17 protein-coding genes and 1 pseudogene are annotated in these 20,341 nt (G+C 58.9%); 8 read left to right on the forward strand and 10 right to left on the reverse strand.

Annotated elements, in window-relative coordinates; genetic code table 11:
- Positions 1-197: 197 nt before the first annotated feature.
- The gene (locus C8K66_RS01390; protein ID WP_046383417.1) at positions 198-1,088 is read left to right on the forward strand and encodes a helix-turn-helix domain-containing protein; all 891 of its coding nucleotides are present in this window, start codon (positions 198-200) and stop codon (positions 1,086-1,088) included.
- Positions 1,089-1,487: 399 nt separating this feature from the next.
- Here C8K66_RS01390 and bamA read toward each other — a convergent pair whose 3' ends face one another.
- Entirely contained in the window at positions 1,488-3,854 is a 2,367-nt protein-coding gene (bamA, locus tag C8K66_RS01400) for an outer membrane protein assembly factor BamA (RefSeq protein WP_079443785.1), read from the reverse strand.
- A gap of 187 nt (positions 3,855-4,041) precedes the next feature.
- On the opposite strand from bamA, the gene C8K66_RS01405 reads away from it, so the two are divergent.
- The 4 genes and pseudogenes from C8K66_RS01405 to C8K66_RS01420 all read left to right on the forward strand — a co-directional run.
- Complete coding sequence (locus tag C8K66_RS01405) at positions 4,042-4,725, forward strand: response regulator transcription factor (RefSeq protein ID WP_108524087.1); 684 nt, start codon at positions 4,042-4,044, stop codon at positions 4,723-4,725.
- On the forward strand, positions 4,722-6,005 hold the full coding sequence (locus tag C8K66_RS01410; RefSeq protein WP_108524088.1) for an ATP-binding protein: 1,284 nt from the start codon (positions 4,722-4,724) through the stop codon (positions 6,003-6,005). Before C8K66_RS01405 ends, C8K66_RS01410 begins: the two co-directional genes overlap by 4 nt.
- Before the next feature lie 57 nt (positions 6,006-6,062).
- Entirely contained in the window at positions 6,063-6,515 is a 453-nt protein-coding gene (locus C8K66_RS01415) for a hypothetical protein (protein WP_046383422.1), read from the forward strand.
- 206 nt (positions 6,516-6,721) lie between these two features.
- Positions 6,722-7,021 (forward strand): annotated as a pseudogene (locus tag C8K66_RS01420) (transposase domain-containing protein); the annotation flags it as partial.
- Here C8K66_RS01420 and C8K66_RS01425 read toward each other — a convergent pair.
- The 3 genes from C8K66_RS01425 to C8K66_RS01435 form a co-directional block, all read right to left on the reverse strand.
- Positions 6,999-7,937 (reverse strand): AraC family transcriptional regulator, encoded by a 939-nt coding sequence (locus tag C8K66_RS01425; RefSeq protein WP_046383423.1) that lies wholly within the window; start codon positions 7,935-7,937, stop codon positions 6,999-7,001. The pseudogene C8K66_RS01420 and the gene C8K66_RS01425 sit on opposite strands and share 23 nt — an antisense overlap.
- A 22-nt stretch (positions 7,938-7,959) precedes the next feature.
- Complete coding sequence (locus C8K66_RS01430) at positions 7,960-8,793, reverse strand: oxidoreductase (RefSeq protein WP_108524089.1); 834 nt, start codon at positions 8,791-8,793, stop codon at positions 7,960-7,962.
- A 120-nt stretch (positions 8,794-8,913) separates the two neighbouring features.
- Positions 8,914-9,375 (reverse strand): hypothetical protein, encoded by a 462-nt coding sequence (locus tag C8K66_RS01435; RefSeq protein ID WP_079443788.1) that lies wholly within the window; start codon positions 9,373-9,375, stop codon positions 8,914-8,916.
- A 185-nt stretch (positions 9,376-9,560) separates the two neighbouring features.
- Between C8K66_RS01435 and C8K66_RS01440 the strand changes: the two genes are divergently transcribed.
- On the forward strand, positions 9,561-9,965 hold the full coding sequence (locus C8K66_RS01440) for a hypothetical protein (RefSeq protein WP_057004112.1): 405 nt from the start codon (positions 9,561-9,563) through the stop codon (positions 9,963-9,965).
- A gap of 63 nt (positions 9,966-10,028) precedes the next feature.
- On the forward strand, positions 10,029-10,565 hold the full coding sequence (locus C8K66_RS31130) for an AAA family ATPase (RefSeq protein ID WP_082643811.1): 537 nt from the start codon (positions 10,029-10,031) through the stop codon (positions 10,563-10,565).
- A gap of 916 nt (positions 10,566-11,481) precedes the next feature.
- On the opposite strand, the gene C8K66_RS01455 is transcribed toward C8K66_RS31130, so the two are convergent.
- Positions 11,482-12,738 (reverse strand): FAD-dependent monooxygenase, encoded by a 1,257-nt coding sequence (locus C8K66_RS01455; RefSeq protein WP_227778897.1) that lies wholly within the window; start codon positions 12,736-12,738, stop codon positions 11,482-11,484.
- A gap of 99 nt (positions 12,739-12,837) precedes the next feature.
- On the opposite strand from C8K66_RS01455, the gene C8K66_RS01460 reads away from it, so the two are divergent.
- Entirely contained in the window at positions 12,838-13,755 is a 918-nt protein-coding gene (locus tag C8K66_RS01460; RefSeq protein ID WP_108524260.1) for a LysR family transcriptional regulator, read from the forward strand.
- Between the two features lie 14 nt (positions 13,756-13,769).
- On the opposite strand, the gene C8K66_RS01465 is transcribed toward C8K66_RS01460, so the two are convergent.
- From C8K66_RS01465 to C8K66_RS01485, 5 genes are all read right to left on the reverse strand, one after another.
- Positions 13,770-15,395 (reverse strand): methyl-accepting chemotaxis protein, encoded by a 1,626-nt coding sequence (locus C8K66_RS01465; RefSeq protein WP_108524090.1) that lies wholly within the window; start codon positions 15,393-15,395, stop codon positions 13,770-13,772.
- 150 nt (positions 15,396-15,545) lie between these two features.
- Positions 15,546-16,889, reverse strand: coding sequence for a TolC family outer membrane protein (locus C8K66_RS01470; RefSeq protein WP_079443793.1), 1,344 nt, complete (start codon positions 16,887-16,889; stop codon positions 15,546-15,548).
- A 23-nt stretch (positions 16,890-16,912) separates the two neighbouring features.
- Entirely contained in the window at positions 16,913-18,430 is a 1,518-nt protein-coding gene (locus tag C8K66_RS01475; RefSeq protein WP_046489551.1) for a DHA2 family efflux MFS transporter permease subunit, read from the reverse strand.
- Positions 18,427-19,494, reverse strand: coding sequence for an HlyD family secretion protein (locus tag C8K66_RS01480; RefSeq protein ID WP_046489549.1), 1,068 nt, complete (start codon positions 19,492-19,494; stop codon positions 18,427-18,429). The genes C8K66_RS01475 and C8K66_RS01480 overlap by 4 nt, the downstream gene beginning before the upstream one ends.
- Positions 19,495-19,510: 16 nt before the next feature.
- Positions 19,511-20,311, reverse strand: a complete 801-nt coding sequence (locus C8K66_RS01485) for a DUF3050 domain-containing protein (RefSeq protein WP_017849072.1) — start codon at positions 20,309-20,311, stop codon at positions 19,511-19,513.
- Between the last annotated feature and the right edge of the window lie 30 nt (positions 20,312-20,341).

Raw genomic sequence — 20,341 nt, forward strand, 5'->3', positions numbered from 1 at the left:
TGTGTTCGGTTTTTTATAATCACTTAAGTCGCATAACGTTGGATATTTTTTTCGACACTGCTCATCCCGTGCTAGTATTCTGGTGAGCTGTAAATACTAATAAAAACAATACTCCACGGCCATCTCTCGAGTGCTTTCAACTTTGCGTAGGAGCGCAATAAGAGCCAGGGTGACGGCCCTCAAGTGAGACTTCAAGTATGCCGACCGTCATTACTCCAAAGGAACTTCTCAAGTGGGTGCCAGGCGTAGTTCTCAGCTCAAGCGAAGAACTCGGATGGAAAGATATGCAGCAACGCTCATATCGATATAAAGGTCAGGACGTCCTCATTCCACCCCTTGATCATTTCATGATCGTTTATTACTTTGGCGGCCGTACACCGATGGATCGCTGTGTGGATGAGGGCTGGACACGTACCGCTTGCGCGCCGGGCGATATTTCCCTGCTTACGATGTCACAGGACTCCCATTGGAACTGGACGCAAGACATTGATGTTTCTCATCTCTATCTTTCCAATGCGCTGATGTCTCGTGTGGCCATGGATGTTATGGAGCGTCCGATTGAAGAGGTGCGCCTGCATGATCTGCTCCGTACCCAAGACACGATCCTCACGGCTATTGTCGGCGCAATTACCAATGAAGTAAGAAGTCGTGGGATTGGTGGCGCATTGTATGTGGAAGCCTTGAGCATGCAGTTGGCCATTCACCTTCTACGGCATTACGCGAGTGTCACCTTTAAAGAGTCCAGTGCGCCTGGTCGGCTGTCGCAACAGCAAAAAAAATACTTGCTCGAGTTCATCGATGCTCATCTGGAAGAGTCCATACGCCTGGACGAAATGGCCGATGCCGTAGGGTTGGGCGTCTGGACGTTTTCCAGGAAATTCAGTGAATCGTTCGACTGTTCGCCACACACTTTTGTTACCGAGCAGCGCATCGAGCGGGCCAAGCGAATGCTGTACAGCGGCACACTGTCGATTAAGGAAATTGCCTATCATTGTGGGTTTTCAGATCAGGCACATTTGACCCGTGTCCTGCGCAGCAAACTTGGCGTAACGCCTACGCAACTAAGGAAAACAAACAACCTGGAATAGTGTTCTTACAACGATCGGAAAGTAATTTTCTGCTTCGCCGAACAACCATCAACGAAGTCAAGCCATCGCCGGCCAACGGCTACCGGAAAGAAACATGGACCTTTTAGATATTCTATCCTCGGCCGTCGTAACCGTATTGGTGGTGGCACTGATCGCACTTAGGCGCACAGACAGGAAAATCCCGATCGAAGACATCCCTCAGGAGCGTGCCAAGTGGGAAGAGAAGGTTCGCGGTAAGTCCCGGTCAGCCCTCACACGGCGCCCACTCGCACCCTCTATTCCAGAACAGTACGTGCCTCGCGAATCTGCAACGGTCGCCGAGGCCCCATCGGAGCCAGGCGATAAAACATAACGCCGGTATCCCGCGACGGCGAGCAGCGCGTTAACCCGCTGAAACGCTCAGAATGTCTGGCCCATGGAAAACTGGAACACCTGTTTATCCGCGTTCTCCGGCGTGCGAATCGGATAAGCCAGGTTGACACTCAACGGCCCGAGCGGGCTGTACCAGGTCACGCCAACCCCCACCGAACTGGCCATCTGACTCAGGTCCACACCACCGCAGCCTTGGGTGGTGCTGAGGTAACACTTGTCCGAATACACCGTGCCCACATCCCAGAACAAGGAGGTCCGCACGGATTTGTTGTCTTTGATGAACGGCACAGGGAACAAGTACTCCGTGCCCCCGGTAATCAGAATATTACCGCCCAGCGCCTCCGTAGTCCGGTCCGAGTAGTACGCTTGACCTGCGCTGGCATAGGTCCCGGTCGCCGGGGTATTGCGCGGGCCGAGCGTGCCGCTTTCAAAACCACGTACCGTGCCTTCGCCGCCGGCCGTATAGCTCTCATAGAACGGCAACCCGTCCGTGGAGCCATAACCGTTGCCGTAACCGAGCTTGGTATGGAAGCGCAGGGCGGTGGTATTGCTGACCGGCAGGAAGGTTTGCCCCGTATAGTCGATTTTGTAGAAACTCAGGTCACTGCCGGGCACCGTCACCGTCAGGTTGAGGTTCTGCGCGTGCCCGCGCGTGGCCAGTACGCCTTTGTTCAAGGTCGACTCCGACCAGCCTGCGCTGGCCTTGAAGTTGGTGAATTCCTTGCCTTCGCGCTCGATGAAATCGTAGATCTCGTCGGCGCTGTAGGTGCCCGGCTCGATGCTGTCGTGTTGTGCGGTCAGGCCGAACGTCAGGCGCGAGGTCTCGTTGATCGGGTAACCGAGGCTGGCACCCAGGCCAAAACTGTTGATGGCGTAATAGGACACCCCGTCATCGTAGTATTTGTTGTAGTCGGTTTTGCTGTAGAACGCGTTGTAGCCCAAGCTAACCCCATCGGTGGTGAAGTAGGGGTCGGTGAAACCGATGTTGTACTTGCTCTGGTAGGACGAACGGGTCAGCCCCAGGCTGGCGTAATTGCCCGTGCCAAGAAAGTTGTTCTGGGTAATCGACCCGCCAAGGATCAGGCCCGAACTCTGGGCGAAGCCGACGCTGGCCGTGATCGAGCCGGAGGCTTGTTCTTCCACGGCGTAGTTCACATCCAGCTGGTCATCCAGCCCGGCCACGGCCGGCGTCTCGACGTTCACTTCCTTGAAGAACCCCAGGCGTTCCAGGCGCACCTTGGATTGGTCGATCAGGTAGGTCGACGCCCAGCCGCCTTCCATCTGCCGCATTTCGCGACGCAGCACTTTGTCGTCGGTCTTGGTATTGCCTCGGAAGTTGATGCGATTGACGTAAGCCCGCTTGCCGGGGTCGATGCTGAAAGTGATGTCTACCGTGTGGTCTTCTTCATGCACCTGAGGCGTACCGTTGACGTTGGCGAACGTATAGCCTTCGTTGCCCAGGCGGCGGGTGATCAGTTCCGAGGTGGTGGTCATCAACTTGCGCGAAAACACCTGGCCCTTTTGCACCAGCAATAATGACTGGACCTGCTCTTGCGGGACTTTCAGCTCGCCGCTCAGCTTGACTTCACGCACCGTGTATTTCTGGCCTTCCTGGATGTTCACGGTGATATAGACGTGCTTTTTATCCGGGGTCATGGAGACCTGGGTCGAGGTGATATCCATGTTGATATAGCCACGGTCCAGGTAATAGGAGCGCAGCCGTTCGAGGTCGCCGGAGAGTTTCTCCCGTGCGTATTTATCGTCGTTCTTGAAAAATGACAGCCAGTTGCTGGTCTTGAGCGTGAATTGGTCGATCAACGCGTCGTCGGGGAACACGGTATTGCCCACCACGTTGATGTGCTGGATCGACGCCACTTCGCCTTCATCGATCTTGATCTTCAGGCCGACCCGATTGCGCGGCTGGGCCACGACCTCGGTGTCGACCGAGGCCGAGTAACGGCCCTGGGCAACGTATTGACGCTGCAACTCGTTGCGCACGCCCTCAAGGGTGGCGCGCTGGAATATCTCGCCTTCGGCAAGGCCCGATTGCTTCATGCCTTTCATCAAATCTTCGGTGGAGATCGCCTTGTTGCCCTCGAACTCGATGCTGGCAACCGAAGGACGCTCGACGACATTGATAATCAGCACATCACCTTCGCGACTCAGCTGGATATCCTGGAAGAACCCGGTCTTGAACAACGCGCGAGTGGAATCCACCAGGCGCCGGTCATCCGCTTCGTCGCCGACGTTCAGCGGCAATGCGCCGAATACGCTGCCCGCCGAGACGCGTTGCAGGCCATTGATTCGAATATCCGAGATTTTGAAGCCTTGGGCGAGTGCCAGTGAGGTATTGAGCAGCAGCGCAACCGAGCAGAGCAGGCGCGAAAAATTCATCAAGATCTTTTCCAGAACACATCGACAAGCAGCGCCGGCGTGCTGGGTTCACTCGCCGACCGGTGAACAGCCAGCATAAGAGTGCGCGGCGTTTGGTGCGGTTAACCGAATGTCAAGTTAGGTAAAGGTGGGCCTGATAACCTGCGCAAAGGCTGATAATGGACAACCCCACACTGACGAGCCCACGATGATCTGCGTACTGTTGGTCGACGACGACCAGGAATTGACGGAAATGCTCAGCCAATACTTGGCGCGCGAAGGTTTTGAGGCCACGGCCGTGCATACGGGCGAGGAGGGCGAGGTCGAAGCGCTGTCGGGGCGCTACAGTATTGTGGTGCTGGACGTCATGCTGCCCCAGCGTTCGGGTATCGAGGTGCTGCGGCGCATCCGCGCGGTCAGCCAAGTGCCCGTGGTGGTGCTGACCGCCCGTGGCGACAACATCGACCGCATCACCGGCCTGGAACTCGGCGCCGACGATTACGTGCCCAAGCCCAGCTCCCCGGGCGAGCTGGTGGCACGGCTGCGCGCGATCATGCGCAGGGTGCAGCCGGTGGGCCAGCCGCTCACCGAAGTGATCAAGACCGGCGCGCTGGTGTTGTGGCCCGGCAAGCGCCAGGCCCTATGGAGCGGTGTCGAGCTGGGCCTGACCAGCACCGAATTCAGCCTGCTCGAAGAACTGGCCCGCAACGCCGGCCAAGTGGTGAGTAAAAAGGACCTGTCCCTCAACGCCCTGGGCTGCCCGCTGACCCGCTACGACCGGCGCATCGACGTACATATCAGCAGCATCCGGCAGAAGTTGGGGCCGCGCCTGGACACCAAGGCCTGGATCCAGAGCGTGCGCGGCCTTGGCTATCTGTTGATCGCCGAATGACCCGGCCCAGCCTGCTGTTCTGGAAACTGTTCCTGGCCTTCTGGCTGGCGACCACCCTGACGTTTCTGGTCGGGATCGGCGTGCTTGAACTGAGCCGTTTTCGCCCGAGCGACCCGTATGTGGAAGCCATTCTGGCAGCGGAAACCGGGCTGCTCGAGCGCGTCGGTGTCGACGCGGCAGGCCAGCTCCTCACGGTCTGGGAACGTCCGCCGGATGAGAACATCGGCGTCTATGACAGCAACGGTCACTTGCTCGTGGGGTCGCCCGTTGAACAACCGGCCTATGAACGAGCGGTCACCAGCAAGGAAGGCCTGGCGCTTTCGATCAGGTCCACCCACGCCCCCGGCAACGTCCCCGGCCGGCCCTGGCACCAGATCCCGCTGCTCATCGGCACGTTGATGAGTGCGCTGTTCAGCGGCTACATGGCGTACTACCTGGCCTGGCCGCTGGCCTACTTGCGTCGGGCGATGAGCGATGTGGCCCAAGGACGCTTCGAAACCCGGGTCAAACCCGCCATGGGCAAGCGCCGCGATGAAATCGTCGACCTGGCCGAAGACTGCGACCGCATGGCCAACCAGCTCAAGGTGCTGGTGCAAGCCCAGCAGCATCTGCTGCACGACATCTCCCATGAATTGCGCTCGCCGCTGACGCGCATGCAAGCGGCCATCGGCCTGTTGCGCCAAGACCCTGCACGCATGGAAATGCTCGAACGCATCGAGCATGAATCCGAACGCATGGACACCCTGATCGAAGCGCTGCTGACCCTGGCTCGCCTGCAAGGCCGGCCCGAAAGCATCGAGCGCGAACCCGTGGACATCATCGAGTTGCTGGCGATGATTGTCGAAGATGCGCAGTTCGAAGCCGGCATCAAAGGCTGCCGCGTACACCTACAGGCTTGCCCGCCGTTTATCGCCTGTGTCAACGGTGAGTTGCTGTACCGCTGCTTTGAGAACGTGATCCGCAACGCCGTGCGCTACACGCGGCCGGACACCACGGTGCTGGTTTCAGCGCGTATCAATCCCGACGCGAGCCGCCTCACTGTGGCGATCAGCGACCACGGGCCGGGCGTCGACAACGATCGATTGCACAGCATCTTCCAACCGTTCGAGCGTGGCGCGGGGGATGCCAGCGTCGGCTTTGGCCTGGGCTTGGCCATCGCCGCGCGGGCAGTGCAGATGCACGGCGGCATCATCGTGGCTCGCAATGAGTCAGGCGGTGGGCTGACCGTTGAGGTCAACCTGCACAACGCGCGATCTTTACACGACATTACATTGGCTTGACCGCCCTGTACGTCGCCGCTCATTAGACTTGTCGCCATTGTTTGAACGGAGGTGGCGATGTTTCAGGTGCATAAAAAGGGCTTTGTGCCCGGCAGGAAAATGGTCGATGGCCTGGTCCCGTATGACTTCTTTTGTGAAGACAGCCCGACGATCAATATCTTCGTGTTTACCGGCGCCGCCACCCCCGACGCAACCGTCGAGGAGCAGACGCTGTGGGGCTTCACCCGCCTGGAGCGGTTCGAGGCGATGACCAACGCGCTGGTGAGCAACAAGAAACACGCCGGCTGGTTTCAAAGCGTGAATGTGCTGACCGGGCCCAACCAGAACGGCACGCAAAGCGTGAAATTCCAGCGCGTGCTGAAAATCATCAAACACGCCAGCAGCACGCAAAAAGTCGACTATGAGATTCTGACCGACGAAGGCGACACCTACTTCACCCGGCAAACCGTTGCGGCGAACAGCGCGCAAACCGTCATCTATTCGGCGGAGTCGTCCGCTCGTAGCGCGTGATTATCTCACGGGCCTGGCGGGCGTGAGGCGCGCCTGTTCATCCAGTTACGCGTGTTACCTCTGCCACATATGCGTCTGCCCAAGACACCTTGCTTTTTTTGCGCTATCGATCACCTTTCGGTCCCCCATCAAGCGCTACAAAAAGCGTGGGCAGTACTGGGGCAGAGGACTTCAACAACATTGACGTTAACAAGCACCTGAAGAAGAAAATCAGGCCATGGGCTCTTGGGCGCAAGAGCTGGCTCTTCGCAGGGTCTTTACGCCGTGGCAAACGGGCGGCAGCGATCATGAGCTTGATCCAGTCGGCACGGCTCAACGGGCATGACCCGTATGCTTATCTCAAAGATGTGCCGACGCAGCGGGCAAGTGAGATTACCGAGTTGCTGCCGCATAAATGGGCGCCCGTTCAACCGCCCAAAGTATGTTGGGCAGGTGCGGACAGCGCTGGTACTGGGGTTGCCGGAGCAGCGGGTCGGCTCATCGCTAATGTGACGAGACGTACATAGATGGCGTGGACGGCGCAGGCAGTGCGTAGGTCGCCTTCATCCATTCGATCTCTGCCTGGGGCGTGCGCCCAAAGAAACGTTTGAATTCGCGGCTGAATTGCGAGGCGCTTTCGTAGCCTACATTGAACGCCGCCGTCGAAGCGGTCATAGCGTTGCGTAGCATCAGTAATCGCGCCTGGTGCAAGCGCGTCGACTTCAGGTATTGCATCGGCGACGAGTCCGTCACGCTGCGAAAGTGCAGATGAAAATTGGGCACGCTCATGCTCGCTTCTTGGGCAAGGGACACCACATCCAGGCGCTCCTGGTAGCAACTATGGATCTTGCGGATCGCACGAGTGACCTTACCAAAGTGACCCTGGCGATTGAGCGCGGCGCGCATCGAGCCACCTTGCTCGCCGGTTAGGATGCGGTAGTAGATCTCCCGCACCAGCGACGGCCCAAGTATTTGCGCTTCGCCCGGACTGCTCATCGCCTCAAGAAAGCGTAGCGTCGAGGCGCGCAGCAAATCGTCCATTGGCGAGGCATACATGCCCTTGGGCTGGGCATCACTTGGCCCGAGAGCTTCATCCATTTGCAGTATCAACTCGCTGGCCATTTGTAAGTCGAGGCGCATGTAGACCGCCAGCATTGGCTGCGCCTCGCTGGCATCGGTCTCCATGGTGAAAGGAACTGGGACGGACACCACTAGATAGTGCTGGGCGTCATAAACGTATACGTCATCGCCCAGATAGCCACGTTTGCGCCCTTGGCACAGGATCACGATACCCGGGTCATACAGCACCGGAGTGCGAGTCAGTGGCCGATTCGAACGCAAAAAGCGGATATCCTCTAGCGTGCTGAGGTTGTAGCCCTCGACCGGCGCGAGGGTTTCCATCAAATGCACCATGCGCGAGGTGCGTGAGTCGGCCCGATTCATTGATGTCCCCTCTGCTGGCCGCTCAACCGTCGGTGGTAAGAGTCAGCGCTTCCCATTGATCAATCTCCCTGGCCGTGCGATTCAGCTTGTCACGTACCAGTCCCAACGCGTCACTGCCCAATAATAAGTGTGCCGGTGGTGTCGGGCTGGCAATAACCTGCAACATCGCTTGCGCCGCTTTTCGCGGGTCGCCAAGCTGTTTGCCGCTCTTTTCTTCGCGGGCCTTACGTACCGGGTCGAAACTGGCGTCATAGTCAGCAATGCTTCGTGGGGTGCGCTGCATCGAACGACCGGCCCAGTCAGTGCGAAACGAGCCAGGTGCCACGGCGGTCACGAAGATGTTGAAAGGTAGCAGTTCTTTGCTCAGCGTATCGGAGATACCTTCGAGAGCAAACTTGCTCCCGCAGTAGTACGCGATGCCCGGCATCGTGATGGTGCCGCCCATAGAAGTGATATTAAGAATATGACCAGTGCGACGCTTGCGAAAATAAGGCACGAAAGCCTTGGTCACCGCTACCGCGCCGAACACGTTGACGTCGAATTGGCGACGCATTTCCTCCAGCGGCGACTCTTCAAAGATGCCCTCATGACCGTAGCCGGCGTTGTTGACCAACACGTCGACTGGGCCGTGGGTTGCTTCAATAGCAGCTACTACGCTGTCGATCCGGGCGAAGTCAGTGATATCCAGAATCACCCCATGAGCATGATCCACCGAGAGCGCCTGAAAGGCGCGCAAGGCGGCTTCACTACGCACGGTACCTATGACACGGTGGCCCGCTGCAAGAGCTTCTTGCGCCAGCGCGTTGCCGAAGCCACTGCTCACCCCCGTGATGAATATGGTTTTTCTGTTGTTCATGGCGACTTCCAATAAGTAGGGACGAAGCCATGATATCTATCGAAAACTCGGTCACCTATGCCGGTTTGTCTTAGAGCATTGCCTATTCCTATCAGAGTCAACAGTTAAGTGGGCGCGCGTTTAACCACGCAACATGTGTGTTGAATGGACACTTATGTCAATTCCATGCAATTGAACCGCCGAGAGCTGTTTTTCTGCTTCGCCAGCGGTAAGAGGTCTTTCACAGTACTCTCGACTTAGAAAAACAATTGCGTCATTACCGTCAGGATTGTCGGAATAACCGGGGTGTTTTGATATCTCTGCGAGCAAGTCTTCCGAGACTGGAACGACATGAAAATGTGCGCTGAAGTCAGGAGAAAATCCCAATTTGTAGAACATTACTTTGTAAGGGGAATACACCTTTGCCAGCAGACGCTCCGAGGTTTTCATCACCAAACCGAGAGATGACATGGCTTCGTCGCTCAAATCGCTGAGATCTGAAGCCGTCTCTTCAGATGAAATTATCAAATACCCGTCGTAACGTGAATCTCGCCGATGAGTTACTATCCAGTGGGTGTTGCTGAAAACTCTTAGCTCGTCCATGTAGCTCCAGTTAAACGATGTATTTATGTTGACGGTACAACCTACATTTCTTGCCCAACGATATGCAACCAATTGTCGCACGGCCCAAAGTCGTCTGGTCAAGACGGGTTTGCCATACGCTTACATTGCTGCGACGTTGGTTGATCCCGTTATCATAGGATTACTTCACGAGAGCAGATCCAGCTATGCCAAGGTCGTCATTCGCCATCCGAGTTTTGTTTGCCTGTTGCCTTTTGGTCGCAACCACCAATCACATTCGAGCAGATTTTCAGCATGGGTTGCTCTGGGACTACGGATACGGGGCCAGCGCCTATTGGGCTAGCCGTATTTTCTGGGGGGCGCTTACGTTTTTTGACCCGCTGGCGGCACTGCTCCTTTTCATAAAACCAAGGGTGGGCATCATCCTTACAGCAGCAATCATTCTGGCTGACGTCGCCCATAACACCTATTACGTTGCATTGAACCAGCAGTGGCTGGAGCCGTTCTACCTGTCCCAGGTGGCGTTTCTTGTCGCGGTTCTTCTACTTTCGCCTATTGCCTGGAACTTCACCCGTCGTCGCGTAGCACTAATCAACACGATTCGATTGTGAAGTGTTCCAATGAGGAGCAGCGTCGCTCAGTATTATCAGGATGTTCAATGCGCAGGGGCTCCTATGCAGCGTGTCATGATTATTGGCCAACCAGGGTCAGGAAAAAGTACGCTGGCTCGGGCGATGGGCAAGCACACAGGTCTTCCGGTCATCCATATCGACACGATCCATTGGCAACCGGGATGGGTTGAGCGAAACGCTGATGAGAAGACTCGCCTTTGTCACGAGGCCGAGGCTCGCGATCAGTGGATTTTTGAAGGTGGCCATTCGGCCACCTGGGATAACCGTATTGCCAGAGCCGACCTCTTAATATGGATTGATCGGTCGCCGGTACTTCGGTTTTGGCGTGTGTTTCTTAGAACTTTGACCCAGCGTGGTAGCACTCGCCCCGACCTTCCAGAGGATTGCCCAGAGCAGCTAAAGAACCTTCTAGATCTTTTCAACTTCATGTGGACTACCCGTAAATCGGCGCGTGCCAAGATGAGGCAGCTTGCGGCAACGGCGCCCTCAACATGTCGCGTCGTCTGTCTGCGATCCAACCGTCAAACCAGACAGTTTCTGTCAAGTATTCGGGACGTGCGTTGCGGACAGTCGTCGTGAAAAGTCCAGGTTCCGACAAAGCCGCTGCGTGATTGAAGAGCGCTGAGCGCCAAAGTCACGGTGTATTACTCAAGCGAGTACCCACTGGTGCGCAAGCAACTGGTCAATCTCACTCGCTCTCTGCGTCGGCCATCTTTCAAAAAAACATACGGGTGTAGATCAAGCTCTGTGAGCTTTTTCTCGTTCAAGCAGAGGGGGAGGTCGTGTTGAACGTTTGTGCAAGGTCTTCTGCTTTCGCAAAGAGCAGCATTTCCAGATCACCTATCTCGACGTCAAGTTTTCGGGAGACGCTCATGAGTAACTCGATGTAGGTTGAGTAGACACTGGTCGTTGCAATTCGAATCCAGCTTTGTTAGATCGCCTGAGCCTTCATGCGTGGCCAATGACCCATTTGAATGAATGGTGAACAAGGGTGGTATCAAGCGTCCACATGTAGATCTTCGGAAGTGTTGGCAGGTGCTGTCTGGCATATAAAAACAAGGTGTTTTCGAGAGTCTGCATGGACGTGGCAATGTATTGGGCGAGGTCTCTATGTTAATTCAGCATCAAATTTGCAGCTAACGTGTATCCGTCCGGCCAAGCCAAGTCATCTGCCCAGCCCCGAAGAGCCAGGACATGGTGTGCACTTACATTTAAGTGGGCACCAGTTCTAACCTTTTAAGCGGATATTTCATGCAGCCAACACGCCGTTCCTATTCCAAATCCTTCCCTGCTGGTCAATGCAGATACTTTGCCGCAGGCCAGATAGGGGAGCTACATTTTCAACAGAATCGGCCAGAAGCCGACATCTGAAGAGCATCAGTGTGAGCTGCTAGACCTGGCGCTCCAGCGCGGTGGGTAAAGTCATGGGGCTCGGTTTACAGTGAGGCGTCTCGGGGCCGGAGACGCCATGCGGTGTCCAGATTGCCACAGTCTTTCAGAGGCGGTACAGACTGCCGAAGTCAGCGCCATCCATCGGCGTGCTGTCCGTGCAGCCTGTCATCGGCAAACCCTGTGACCATCCTGCCGCCAAGGCCTGCACATCACGCAAGGGATCGGACGCCTTGGCGCGTTCATTGCGAATGCGGCAGGTTTCAGGATCAGTGGCAAACAGACCGCGAGCGAAGACTCGACCCTGCTCGGCCAGCTTGGCGGTCTTCGGCCCGCGGATCTCCGCGAAGCGCTGCAAGGCTTCATCAAGGCCGTTCGTTCCTTCCAGGCATCTAGCAAGGTGCCAAGCGTCTTCCAACGCCTGACAAGCGCCCTGGCCCGATGTCGGCAACGGCGCGTGCGCCGCATCTCCCACAAGCAGCACATTAGCCCGGCTCCACGTGTGCAGCGGCTCCAAGTCGTGCACGGCAATCATCCGGATGGCGTGCGCCGGCGTCGCCTGGATGATACGGGCGATAGGCTCCGGCCATCCCGCGAACAGATCCTCGATCTCCTTGCGCATATCGGCTGCGGGCGTCGCCCCTGACAATGGCCGCGCCTGCGCCGCTGCCCAGTAGACCAACTCCGGCCGGACCGGCACGCATCCGAAGCGATTGCCCGACCCCCAATAATCCTGAATCGCTATATCGCTCACCAACGCACTTTCCCCCTGCGCCACACCTATCCAGTTCACAAATCCCTGATAAACCGGCATGTTGTCCCCCGCAACGAACCCGCGTGCCACCGACCCCATACGGCCATCTGCGCCGATAAGCAGATCTGGACGGATACTCACCCCGTTCTCGAAGCGCGCTACCGCTTTGCCATTAGCCTCCAGATCGATCCCCACCGCCCGATGCCCGAACTCCACCGGGATTCCGCTCTGTGCCGCATGCTTGAGCAGCACTGCCTGCAAGTCCCTCCGCAAAATGGTATGAGTCGGATATCCCATTGTCTGGTCCAGCAGCGCGATATCGATGCCCCCCAACGAATTGCCCGCAGCGTCCTGGCGGCGCACTACCACTGGCCGGCCACCCGCTGCCGCGATGTCTTGGAGGAGGTCCAGTTCCTCCAGCACAAAGCCAGCGTTGGGCCAGAGCGTCACGCCAGCCCCCATGGTCGCTGGCCCCGTCCGGCGCTCATATACCCGGGGACTGTGTCCCCGCTTGCGCAAGGCAAGCGCCACGCTCAACCCCGCAATTCCGCCGCCAAGTATTCCGATTTCCACGCTGGATCTCCTATTCAATCCGTCCCGACACGCCATCGGCGACAACCCATCGGACGAGACGGCATCTTAGATTCCGTCAATGGGGAGAACTATTATGTAAAAATGGGCGACTTTAATACCTTAATCGGGATAATCATGCGCAATGCCCTCGACCTGAACACCGTCCGTGTATACGTGGCGGTCGTCGATGCACAAAGCTTTTCCGGCGCGGCGCGCCTACTGTCCCTGCCATCCTCTAACGTCAGCCGCCACGTCGCCTCGCTGGAACGCAGATTGGGCGTCCGCTTGCTGGAGCGCAGTACTCGCCACCTGCGCATGACTGAAGCCGGCAGACTTCTCTACGAACGTGCAAAACCTTTGCTCGATTCCTTGCTCTCCACTGAGGAAGAACTTGGCGCGGTGCAGCGTGAACTGCGGGGGCCCTTAAGGATGTGCATGCCAGGCGAAGCGCCAAGGCTACTGGCCCCTATCCTGGCCGAATTCTGTAGCCTCCATCCTGGCGTCGAATTGGAGTGCGACACGCGCCTGACCGGTTTAGAAGCGCTCCGGGAAGACATGGACCTCTCTATCGTCTTCCATCGTGGGCGCCAGGATGACAGCACCATCATCACCCGCGAACTCGCTACGCTACCCAGCATTGTGGTCGCGGCACCCGCTCTGTTAGCCAAAACGGGAACTCCGCGCCAAGTGCGCGAACTAGAGTCCTTGCCGTGCATTACTACACTGAGCGCATTGAAGGGCCAGCCCTGGCTGTTTCTCGACGGCACAGGCGAAATCGTGAAGGTATCTGTGCGTAGTCGCTATCGTGTCAACAGTGGAGAACTTGCGTTGGCGGGCGCGCGGCAAGGCATCGGTTTCGCGATAGTGGCAGCCTATCCATGCCAGGAAGATCTTGCCGCGGGCCGATTGCGGGAAGTGTCGCTGGACCTGCGCCCTGCGCCGCTGCAATTGCTTGGCGCGTACAGCCACCGGCATTCCGTGACTGCGCGGGTTCGGGCGTTGCTGGAATTTATACAGCTGCGGTTGGAACGAGTTGGGAGCGGCTCAAGATAAGGGGCCGCCAAGGATCAAGTCCGAAAGCCTCCCACCAGCCCGCTCAGCTCCGCAGCCAAGCGTGACAGCGCATGGCTCGCTGCGTTGGTCTGTAAGGCGCCCGCCGCGGATTGCGCCGACAGGTCGCGGATCGCCAACAGGTTGCTGTCGACCTCACGGGCAACCTGGGCCTGTTCTTCGGCGGCACTGGCAATCACCAGGTTGCGCTCGTTGATCTGGCCGATGGCCGCGAAGATATCCTCCAGCACCACCCCCGACGCCTGGGTGATTTCCAGCGTGCCTTGCGCCCGCGCCGTGCTGCTGCGCATCGAATCCACCGCGTGTTCAGCAGTACTCTGCACGCTGGCAATCATCTGTTCGATCTCGCGGGTCGATTCCTGGGTGCGGTAGGCGAGGGTGCGTACCTCGTCGGCCACGACGGCAAACCCCCGACCGGCTTCACCGGCCCGGGCCGCTTCGATCGCCGCGTTGAGGGCCAGCAGGTTGGTCTGCTCCGAGACGGCCCGGATCACGTCGAGCACCTTGCCGATGTTGCGCACTTCATTGGCGAGGTGCTGGATACGCTCGGCGCTGCCGTGAATTTCGGCGGTCATCGATTGCGTACCGCTGATGTTTTCGCGTACCTGCTGACGGCTCTTTTCCGACAGCGTATTGGAGGCGGTGGCCGCTTGCGAAGTCGACACCGCGTTGCGCGCCACTTCTTCGACCGCACTGGTCATCTGGTTCACCGCGGTCGCGGCCTGTTCCAGCTGCATGTCCTGCTGCTGGAGGCCACGGTTGCTTTCTTCGGTGACGGCGTTGAGTTCTTCAGCGGCTGAGGCCAACTGCGTGGCTGAGTCAGCGATCTGGATCAGTGTTTCACGCTGGCTGGCCTGCATGCGTTGCAGCTCAAGGAACAATTCGCCAATTTCGTTGCGGCCAGGCGAGACGACTTCGCGGCTCAGATCGCCCCCGGCAATACGCTTGAAGTGCTCGCCGGCCGCGCGCAATGGGCGCAGGACGGTGCCCGAGATGAATACCCAGCAGACGACAGCGAGTGCCAGGGTCAGCAGGATCAAGGCAATGGCCAGGGTTTGCGAAGTCTGCAGCCGCGCAGCCGCCTCCGTGTTGATCTCCTGGGCACGGGCATCCAACGCGCCGACCAGCTTCACGCGAATCTCCTGAAGCTTGGTCATGCTGTTGCCGGCATCGATGTTGACTTGAAAATACTCTTCGGCGGATCGCGCGCGCGTGGCGGCGCGTTGTCCGACGATGGCCGTGCCGTATACGGCGAACGCACGCTTGAGATCTTCGGCGAGGGCCTTCAACTGCGGGTCACGCAAGTCTGTGGTCGAGGCATTGACCTTGGCGATGGCGTCACTCCAGATCGCCTCACTGCGCACCAGCCGGGCTTCCGCGTCGTCGAAACGCCCGCCGACGGTCTCGATGAACGCCGAGGACACGTTGGCGCTGGTACGGATTGCCAGCAGCAACGCGTTGTTGATCCCGTCGATTTGTCGCGAGGTACGCCCCAACTCGTCAATGTGCTCGTGACTGCGTACCGCCGACCGCCAGCCGTTCAGGGTCGAGAACAACAGTGCAATAACGAACAGCAGCAGCACCCCGATCATCCCGGTGCGAATTTTCAGATGGGCAAACATGGGCATACTCCGCAGACCACTTAAGTAATAGTGATCGTGCTATCCGCATTCACGCAGTGAACTTGAACGGCAGAAGTGGGAACCCGTTCGATTATCGAACCCTGAATTCAATGGCTCAGGTACATGGGCTGAATGGGGCGCGCACCGGGTTCAATCGAGCAGGCGACTGACCTCACGCAGACGCACGTCGTTCAGGTTCCCCGTCGACGCCAGCAGATTGAGCTGCGCGAGCAGAATCGCGTAGCGTTGCTGGGCCAAACGTTGCTGGGTGTCCGTGACTTTCTGCTGTGCGTCCAGCACCTCCGTGTTGATGCGTGCACCGGCCTCGAAGCCGTGGGTCACCGACGTGAGGTTGACCTGGCTGGATTTCAGCGCCTGCTTGAGCGCCTGGTATTGGCTCATGCCGCTGGTCACTTGCAGGTAGGCCTGGCGGGCCATCAGCCCGGCACTGCGGCGCGCATCTTCGAGTTCATCCAGGGCTTTGCTCTGCAACGCATGGGCTTCGCGCACGCGGCTGCTGGTACGGCCGCCGCCATACAGTGGCACGCTCAGTTTGACCCCGACCACCGTCTGGTTATAACGATTCTCCGGCAGGGTGACGTCGTACACATCGCCGCCGACCGAGGCAAAACGGCCATGGGCGGCGATCAGGTCAAGGGTCGGCAAGTGGCCGGCTTGTTCCTTGTCGATGTCCATTTCGGCCAGGCGCTGGGCAATCTGCGCCCGCTGCACGGCGAGGTTGCCTTGTTGCGCGGTGGTGGCCCAGGCGCCGATCGCGGCGGGCACCGGAGCGCTGAATTGTGGCTCCTTGCCCGACCATGGGCGCGCCTGGGCGGCGGTCAATTGGGTGAGGGCTTCGGTGGCGATATCCAGCGCGCCGCGTGCGGCGATTTGCTCGGCGAAGGCCTGGTCGTATTTGGCCTGAACCTGTTCGAGCGCGTTGTGGGTGCTGGCGCCGTCGGCCAACAAACGCCGGGTGCGGTCCTGGCTCTCCTGCAGGGTTTGCAACTGTTGCGTGCGGGTGTTCAACAGTTCCTGGTTCAGCAGTACGTCGAAGTAGGCGCGGGCGACACGCAGCATCAGGTCCTGGCGCGCCTGTTCGGTCTGCACCTCGCTGGCGCTGATCATCAGTTTGCTTTGGTCGTGGGCAACCACACTCTGCCAGCGCAACAGCGGTTGGGTGAGAACCACGGCATAGGCGTTGGTGTTATTGCGGTTGCGATGGTAGTCGGACGAATCCTCGGCATCGACCCACGCCGCGCCGCCGGTGACCGACAGGTCCGGTAACAGGTTGGCACGGCTTTGCGGTTCTTTTTCCGCGGTGGCCAATTGTTGCGCCTGCGCGGCGGCGAACTTCATGTCGTGGGTCAGCGCCTTCTGGTACAGCTGGTACAAGTCTTCCGCCGCCGCATTGGCCGGGCAGCAGGCGAGGCTGAGGCCGCACAGGAAAGTGAGCAGTGTGATCGGGTCGAGATGCAGCCCTGGAATACGCAAGGGGATGTGCTCCACTGGAGAAGTTATCGGCTGAGGGTGCTTCTGCGCATCATCAGCACCATGGGAATGCCAATGGCCATGACCGCGCCCAATGTGCCGAACAGCATGCTGAAGGCCAGCATTTGCGCTTGTTCACGCGCTTGCAGGTAAGGCATCAGGGCCAAGGCTTGTTGATGGCTTGCAAGGTTCAGGGACAGAAACAGCGGGTTGGATTCCACGCCGCCCCAGCCGCTGGCAACCAGGCTGGACTCGGTCACATGCTCGGACAGCAGGCGATAGCGCTCCCACGAAAACCGCGTGAGCAGGGTCGCGGCAATGGCGATGCCGACGCTGCCGCCCAACTGGCGCATCAGGTTGAGCACGCCCGAGGCGCCCGAGATCAACGTCAGCGGCAGACGGCGCATGGCCAGGTTGGTCAGCGGTACGAAGATCATGCCCAGGCCCAGGCCGCGAATCACCAGGGGCCAATAGAGCGTGTCCGGGTTGCTGTCGAGGGTGAACTGGGTGTGCAGGAACATCGCGTAGCAGTACATGACGATGCCCAAGGTCACGAACACGCGCTCGTCGATCTTGTTTTCCTGGGACAGCTTGCCGATCACCAAGGTGCTGATGGCACTGGCCACCGCTCCGGGGAAAATCACCAGCCCGCTCTGGTACGCGCTCTGCGCCAGCAACGTCTGCAAAAACAGCGGCACCATGAATAACGTGCTGTACAGCCCGAAGCCCACGCAAAACGCGCAGATGCAGCCCATCAAAAACTCGCGGTTCTGAAACAACGCCACATTGACGATCGGGTTGGTCGCGCGCCGTTCCCACCAGAAGAACCCCACCAGGCTGAAGCTGCTGAGCAACAGGCAGGCAACCGTCCAGTTCGATTCCATCCAGTCCCAATGCTCGCCGCGCTCCAGCAGGATCTGCAGGCTGCCGACGCCCAGGGCCAGCAGGCAGAAGCCGCTGTAGTCGACGCTGCTGGGTTTGCTTTCATTGGCGGAATCGCCGATGCACAGCCAGCACAGCAGCAGGGCCACAGCACCGATAGGCAGATTGATCAGGAATATCCAGTGCCAGGACAAGGTGTCGATCAGATAGCCGCCGACGGTGGGGCCCAACGTCGGCCCCATCATCACGCCAACGCCGTACAACGCCATGCCGCTGCTGACCTTCTCCTTGGGGAATACGTCGTAAATGATTGCCTGTGAAATCCCCAGCAACCCGCCGCCCGCCAAGCCTTGCAGTACGCGGAATGCCACCAGTTGCCAGAGTTCGGCGGAAAAGGCGCAGCCCACGGATGCCAGCACGAACACCGCCGTGGAGACCAGGTAATAAGTGCGCCGCCCGAACCAGGCCGACAGCCAGCCGCTGACCGGCAGGATCACTACGTTGGCCACCACGTAGCCGGTGGACACCCAGGAGATTTCATCGACCGACGCCCCGTAGGTGCCCATCAGGCTGGGAATCGCCACGTTGACGATGGTCACGTCGAGCAGTTCCATCATCGACACCAGCGTCACGGTCAGCGCAATCAGATACGGCGACTTCATAGCGTGTGGCTGCCGTGCTGTTGCGTGGCGACTTCGACGAAGGCGCTCATGCCGGGGCTCAACAAGGCTTTGTAGTCATCCGGCACGTCTTTGAGGGCAATCCTGACCTGCACGCGCTGCACCACCTTGGTGAAGTTGCCGGTGGCGTTCTCTTGGGGCAGCAGTGAAAACTTTGCGCCGGTAGCCGGTGCGAGGCTCTCGACCACCCCGTCGAAAGCCTGCCCGGGAAACGCATCCACAGTGACCTTGGCCAACTGGCCGACCCGCACGCGCCCGACCTGGGTTTCCTTGAAGTTGGCGGTAATCCACAGCGGGTCGGTGGCAATCAGGCTCAACAGCTTCTGCCCGGCGACCACGAATTGGCCCGGCTCGACTTCTTTTTTCGAGACGATGCTGCGCACCGGCGCGGTCTGACGAGTGTCGTGCAGCTTGATCCGGGCCTGTTCCAGTTCGGCTTGCGCCGCCGCGATCCGGTAGTCCTGCACTTTCAGTTCGGCTTTGTTGGCCAAGGTGCTTTGCGCGGCAGCCTGGGCATTGCCGCGTGCCACTTCCTGAGCGTGGCTCAGGGCGTCGAAACGCGCCTTGGCCACCTCGAGATCCTGGGTGCTCAACACCCCTTGCGCGCCCAGGCGGCGGGCGCGCCCGTAGTCGTTGCGCGCCTGCTCCAGATTGGCGCTGGATTGTGCCAGCGCCGCTTGCGCCGCCTGGCGCATCGCGACCGCGCCGAGGACCTGGCTGTCCAACGCACCCGGACCGCCGCCGCGCCCTGCGGCAGCAAGCAACGCCTGCCATTGCGCCTCACGCTGCTCGACCTGGTATTGATATTCGCTGTCGCGGATCTGAAACAGCAGATCACCGCTTTGCACCGTGAGGTTGTCTGTCACCGGCACGCTCATCACCACGCCCGAGAGCTTGGCGCGCACCGGAATGATCACGCCATCGAGCTCGGCGTTATCGGTACTCACGTAAGCGTTGGAATACTGCCAACGCTGCCAGCCGAGCAGCAGTAACCCACCGACCACAACGCCGCACAGTGTCAGTTTTATCAATTTACCTTTGGTCATGTCCTGCTCCCTGTGGTCATGCGAGGCTTAGGCACTCAGGGCGGTCCGTGGCGTGTTGCGCTTTGTGCTGCAGGAAGTGATGCACGCCATCCCACAAATCGATGCGCGATTTGATCGCGGTCTTGGCGCTTTCGACCATGTGCTGGTGCTGCACAGGGGTGGTGACGATTTCAGCGATGATGCGTTTAGCGGCCGGGCCGTGATCGTCGCCATCCATTTCGATGTGGCGCTTCAAGTAATAGGTGAGCATCGGCACCTCGGTTTCGCTGACCGACCATTGCGACAGCAGGCGTCCGAACATGTCGGGGATGATGTCTTCACGGCCAAAGAAGAAGTACGCCAGCACCGCTTCGGTGGTGCCGTGTTGCGCCACATCGAGCGTCTGGCACATGAACACTTTGGCCGCCAATGGGATATCGCGGTCGCTGAGGGCCTTGGCCAGCGGTTCCTTGGCCTGGATGGCAGCGAGGAAACGGCGGAATACCGAGCTGTCGGCGCCGATTTCATCCATGGCGGTCAGGTACAGGTCCAGGTGGCTGATAAAGCCGCCATCGGGGTGTTCGTCGGTTTCTTCGCCGACCACGATTTCATTGATCAAGCGCGCCGCCGTGATATGCGTTGGCGGTACCCACGGCAACTCCACACAGGTGAGGTCGCGCTGGATGCGCTTGAGCAGGGTCATGAAGTCCCATACGGCAAACACATGAAATTCCATCAGTGTGCGTACATCTTCAACGGTGCGGATATTGGCGAAAAGCGGGTGGCCGAATAACTGGGCGCGCTCGGTTTCAATGTGGCGGTCGATATCAAAAGGCATAGCTGCTCCTGCGGCCTGATGGTTCAGGCC

Origin of the sequence: Pseudomonas sp. GV105, assembly GCF_003058185.1 — a bacterium.
Classification (GTDB): Bacteria; Pseudomonadota; Gammaproteobacteria; order Pseudomonadales; family Pseudomonadaceae; genus Aquipseudomonas; species Aquipseudomonas veronii.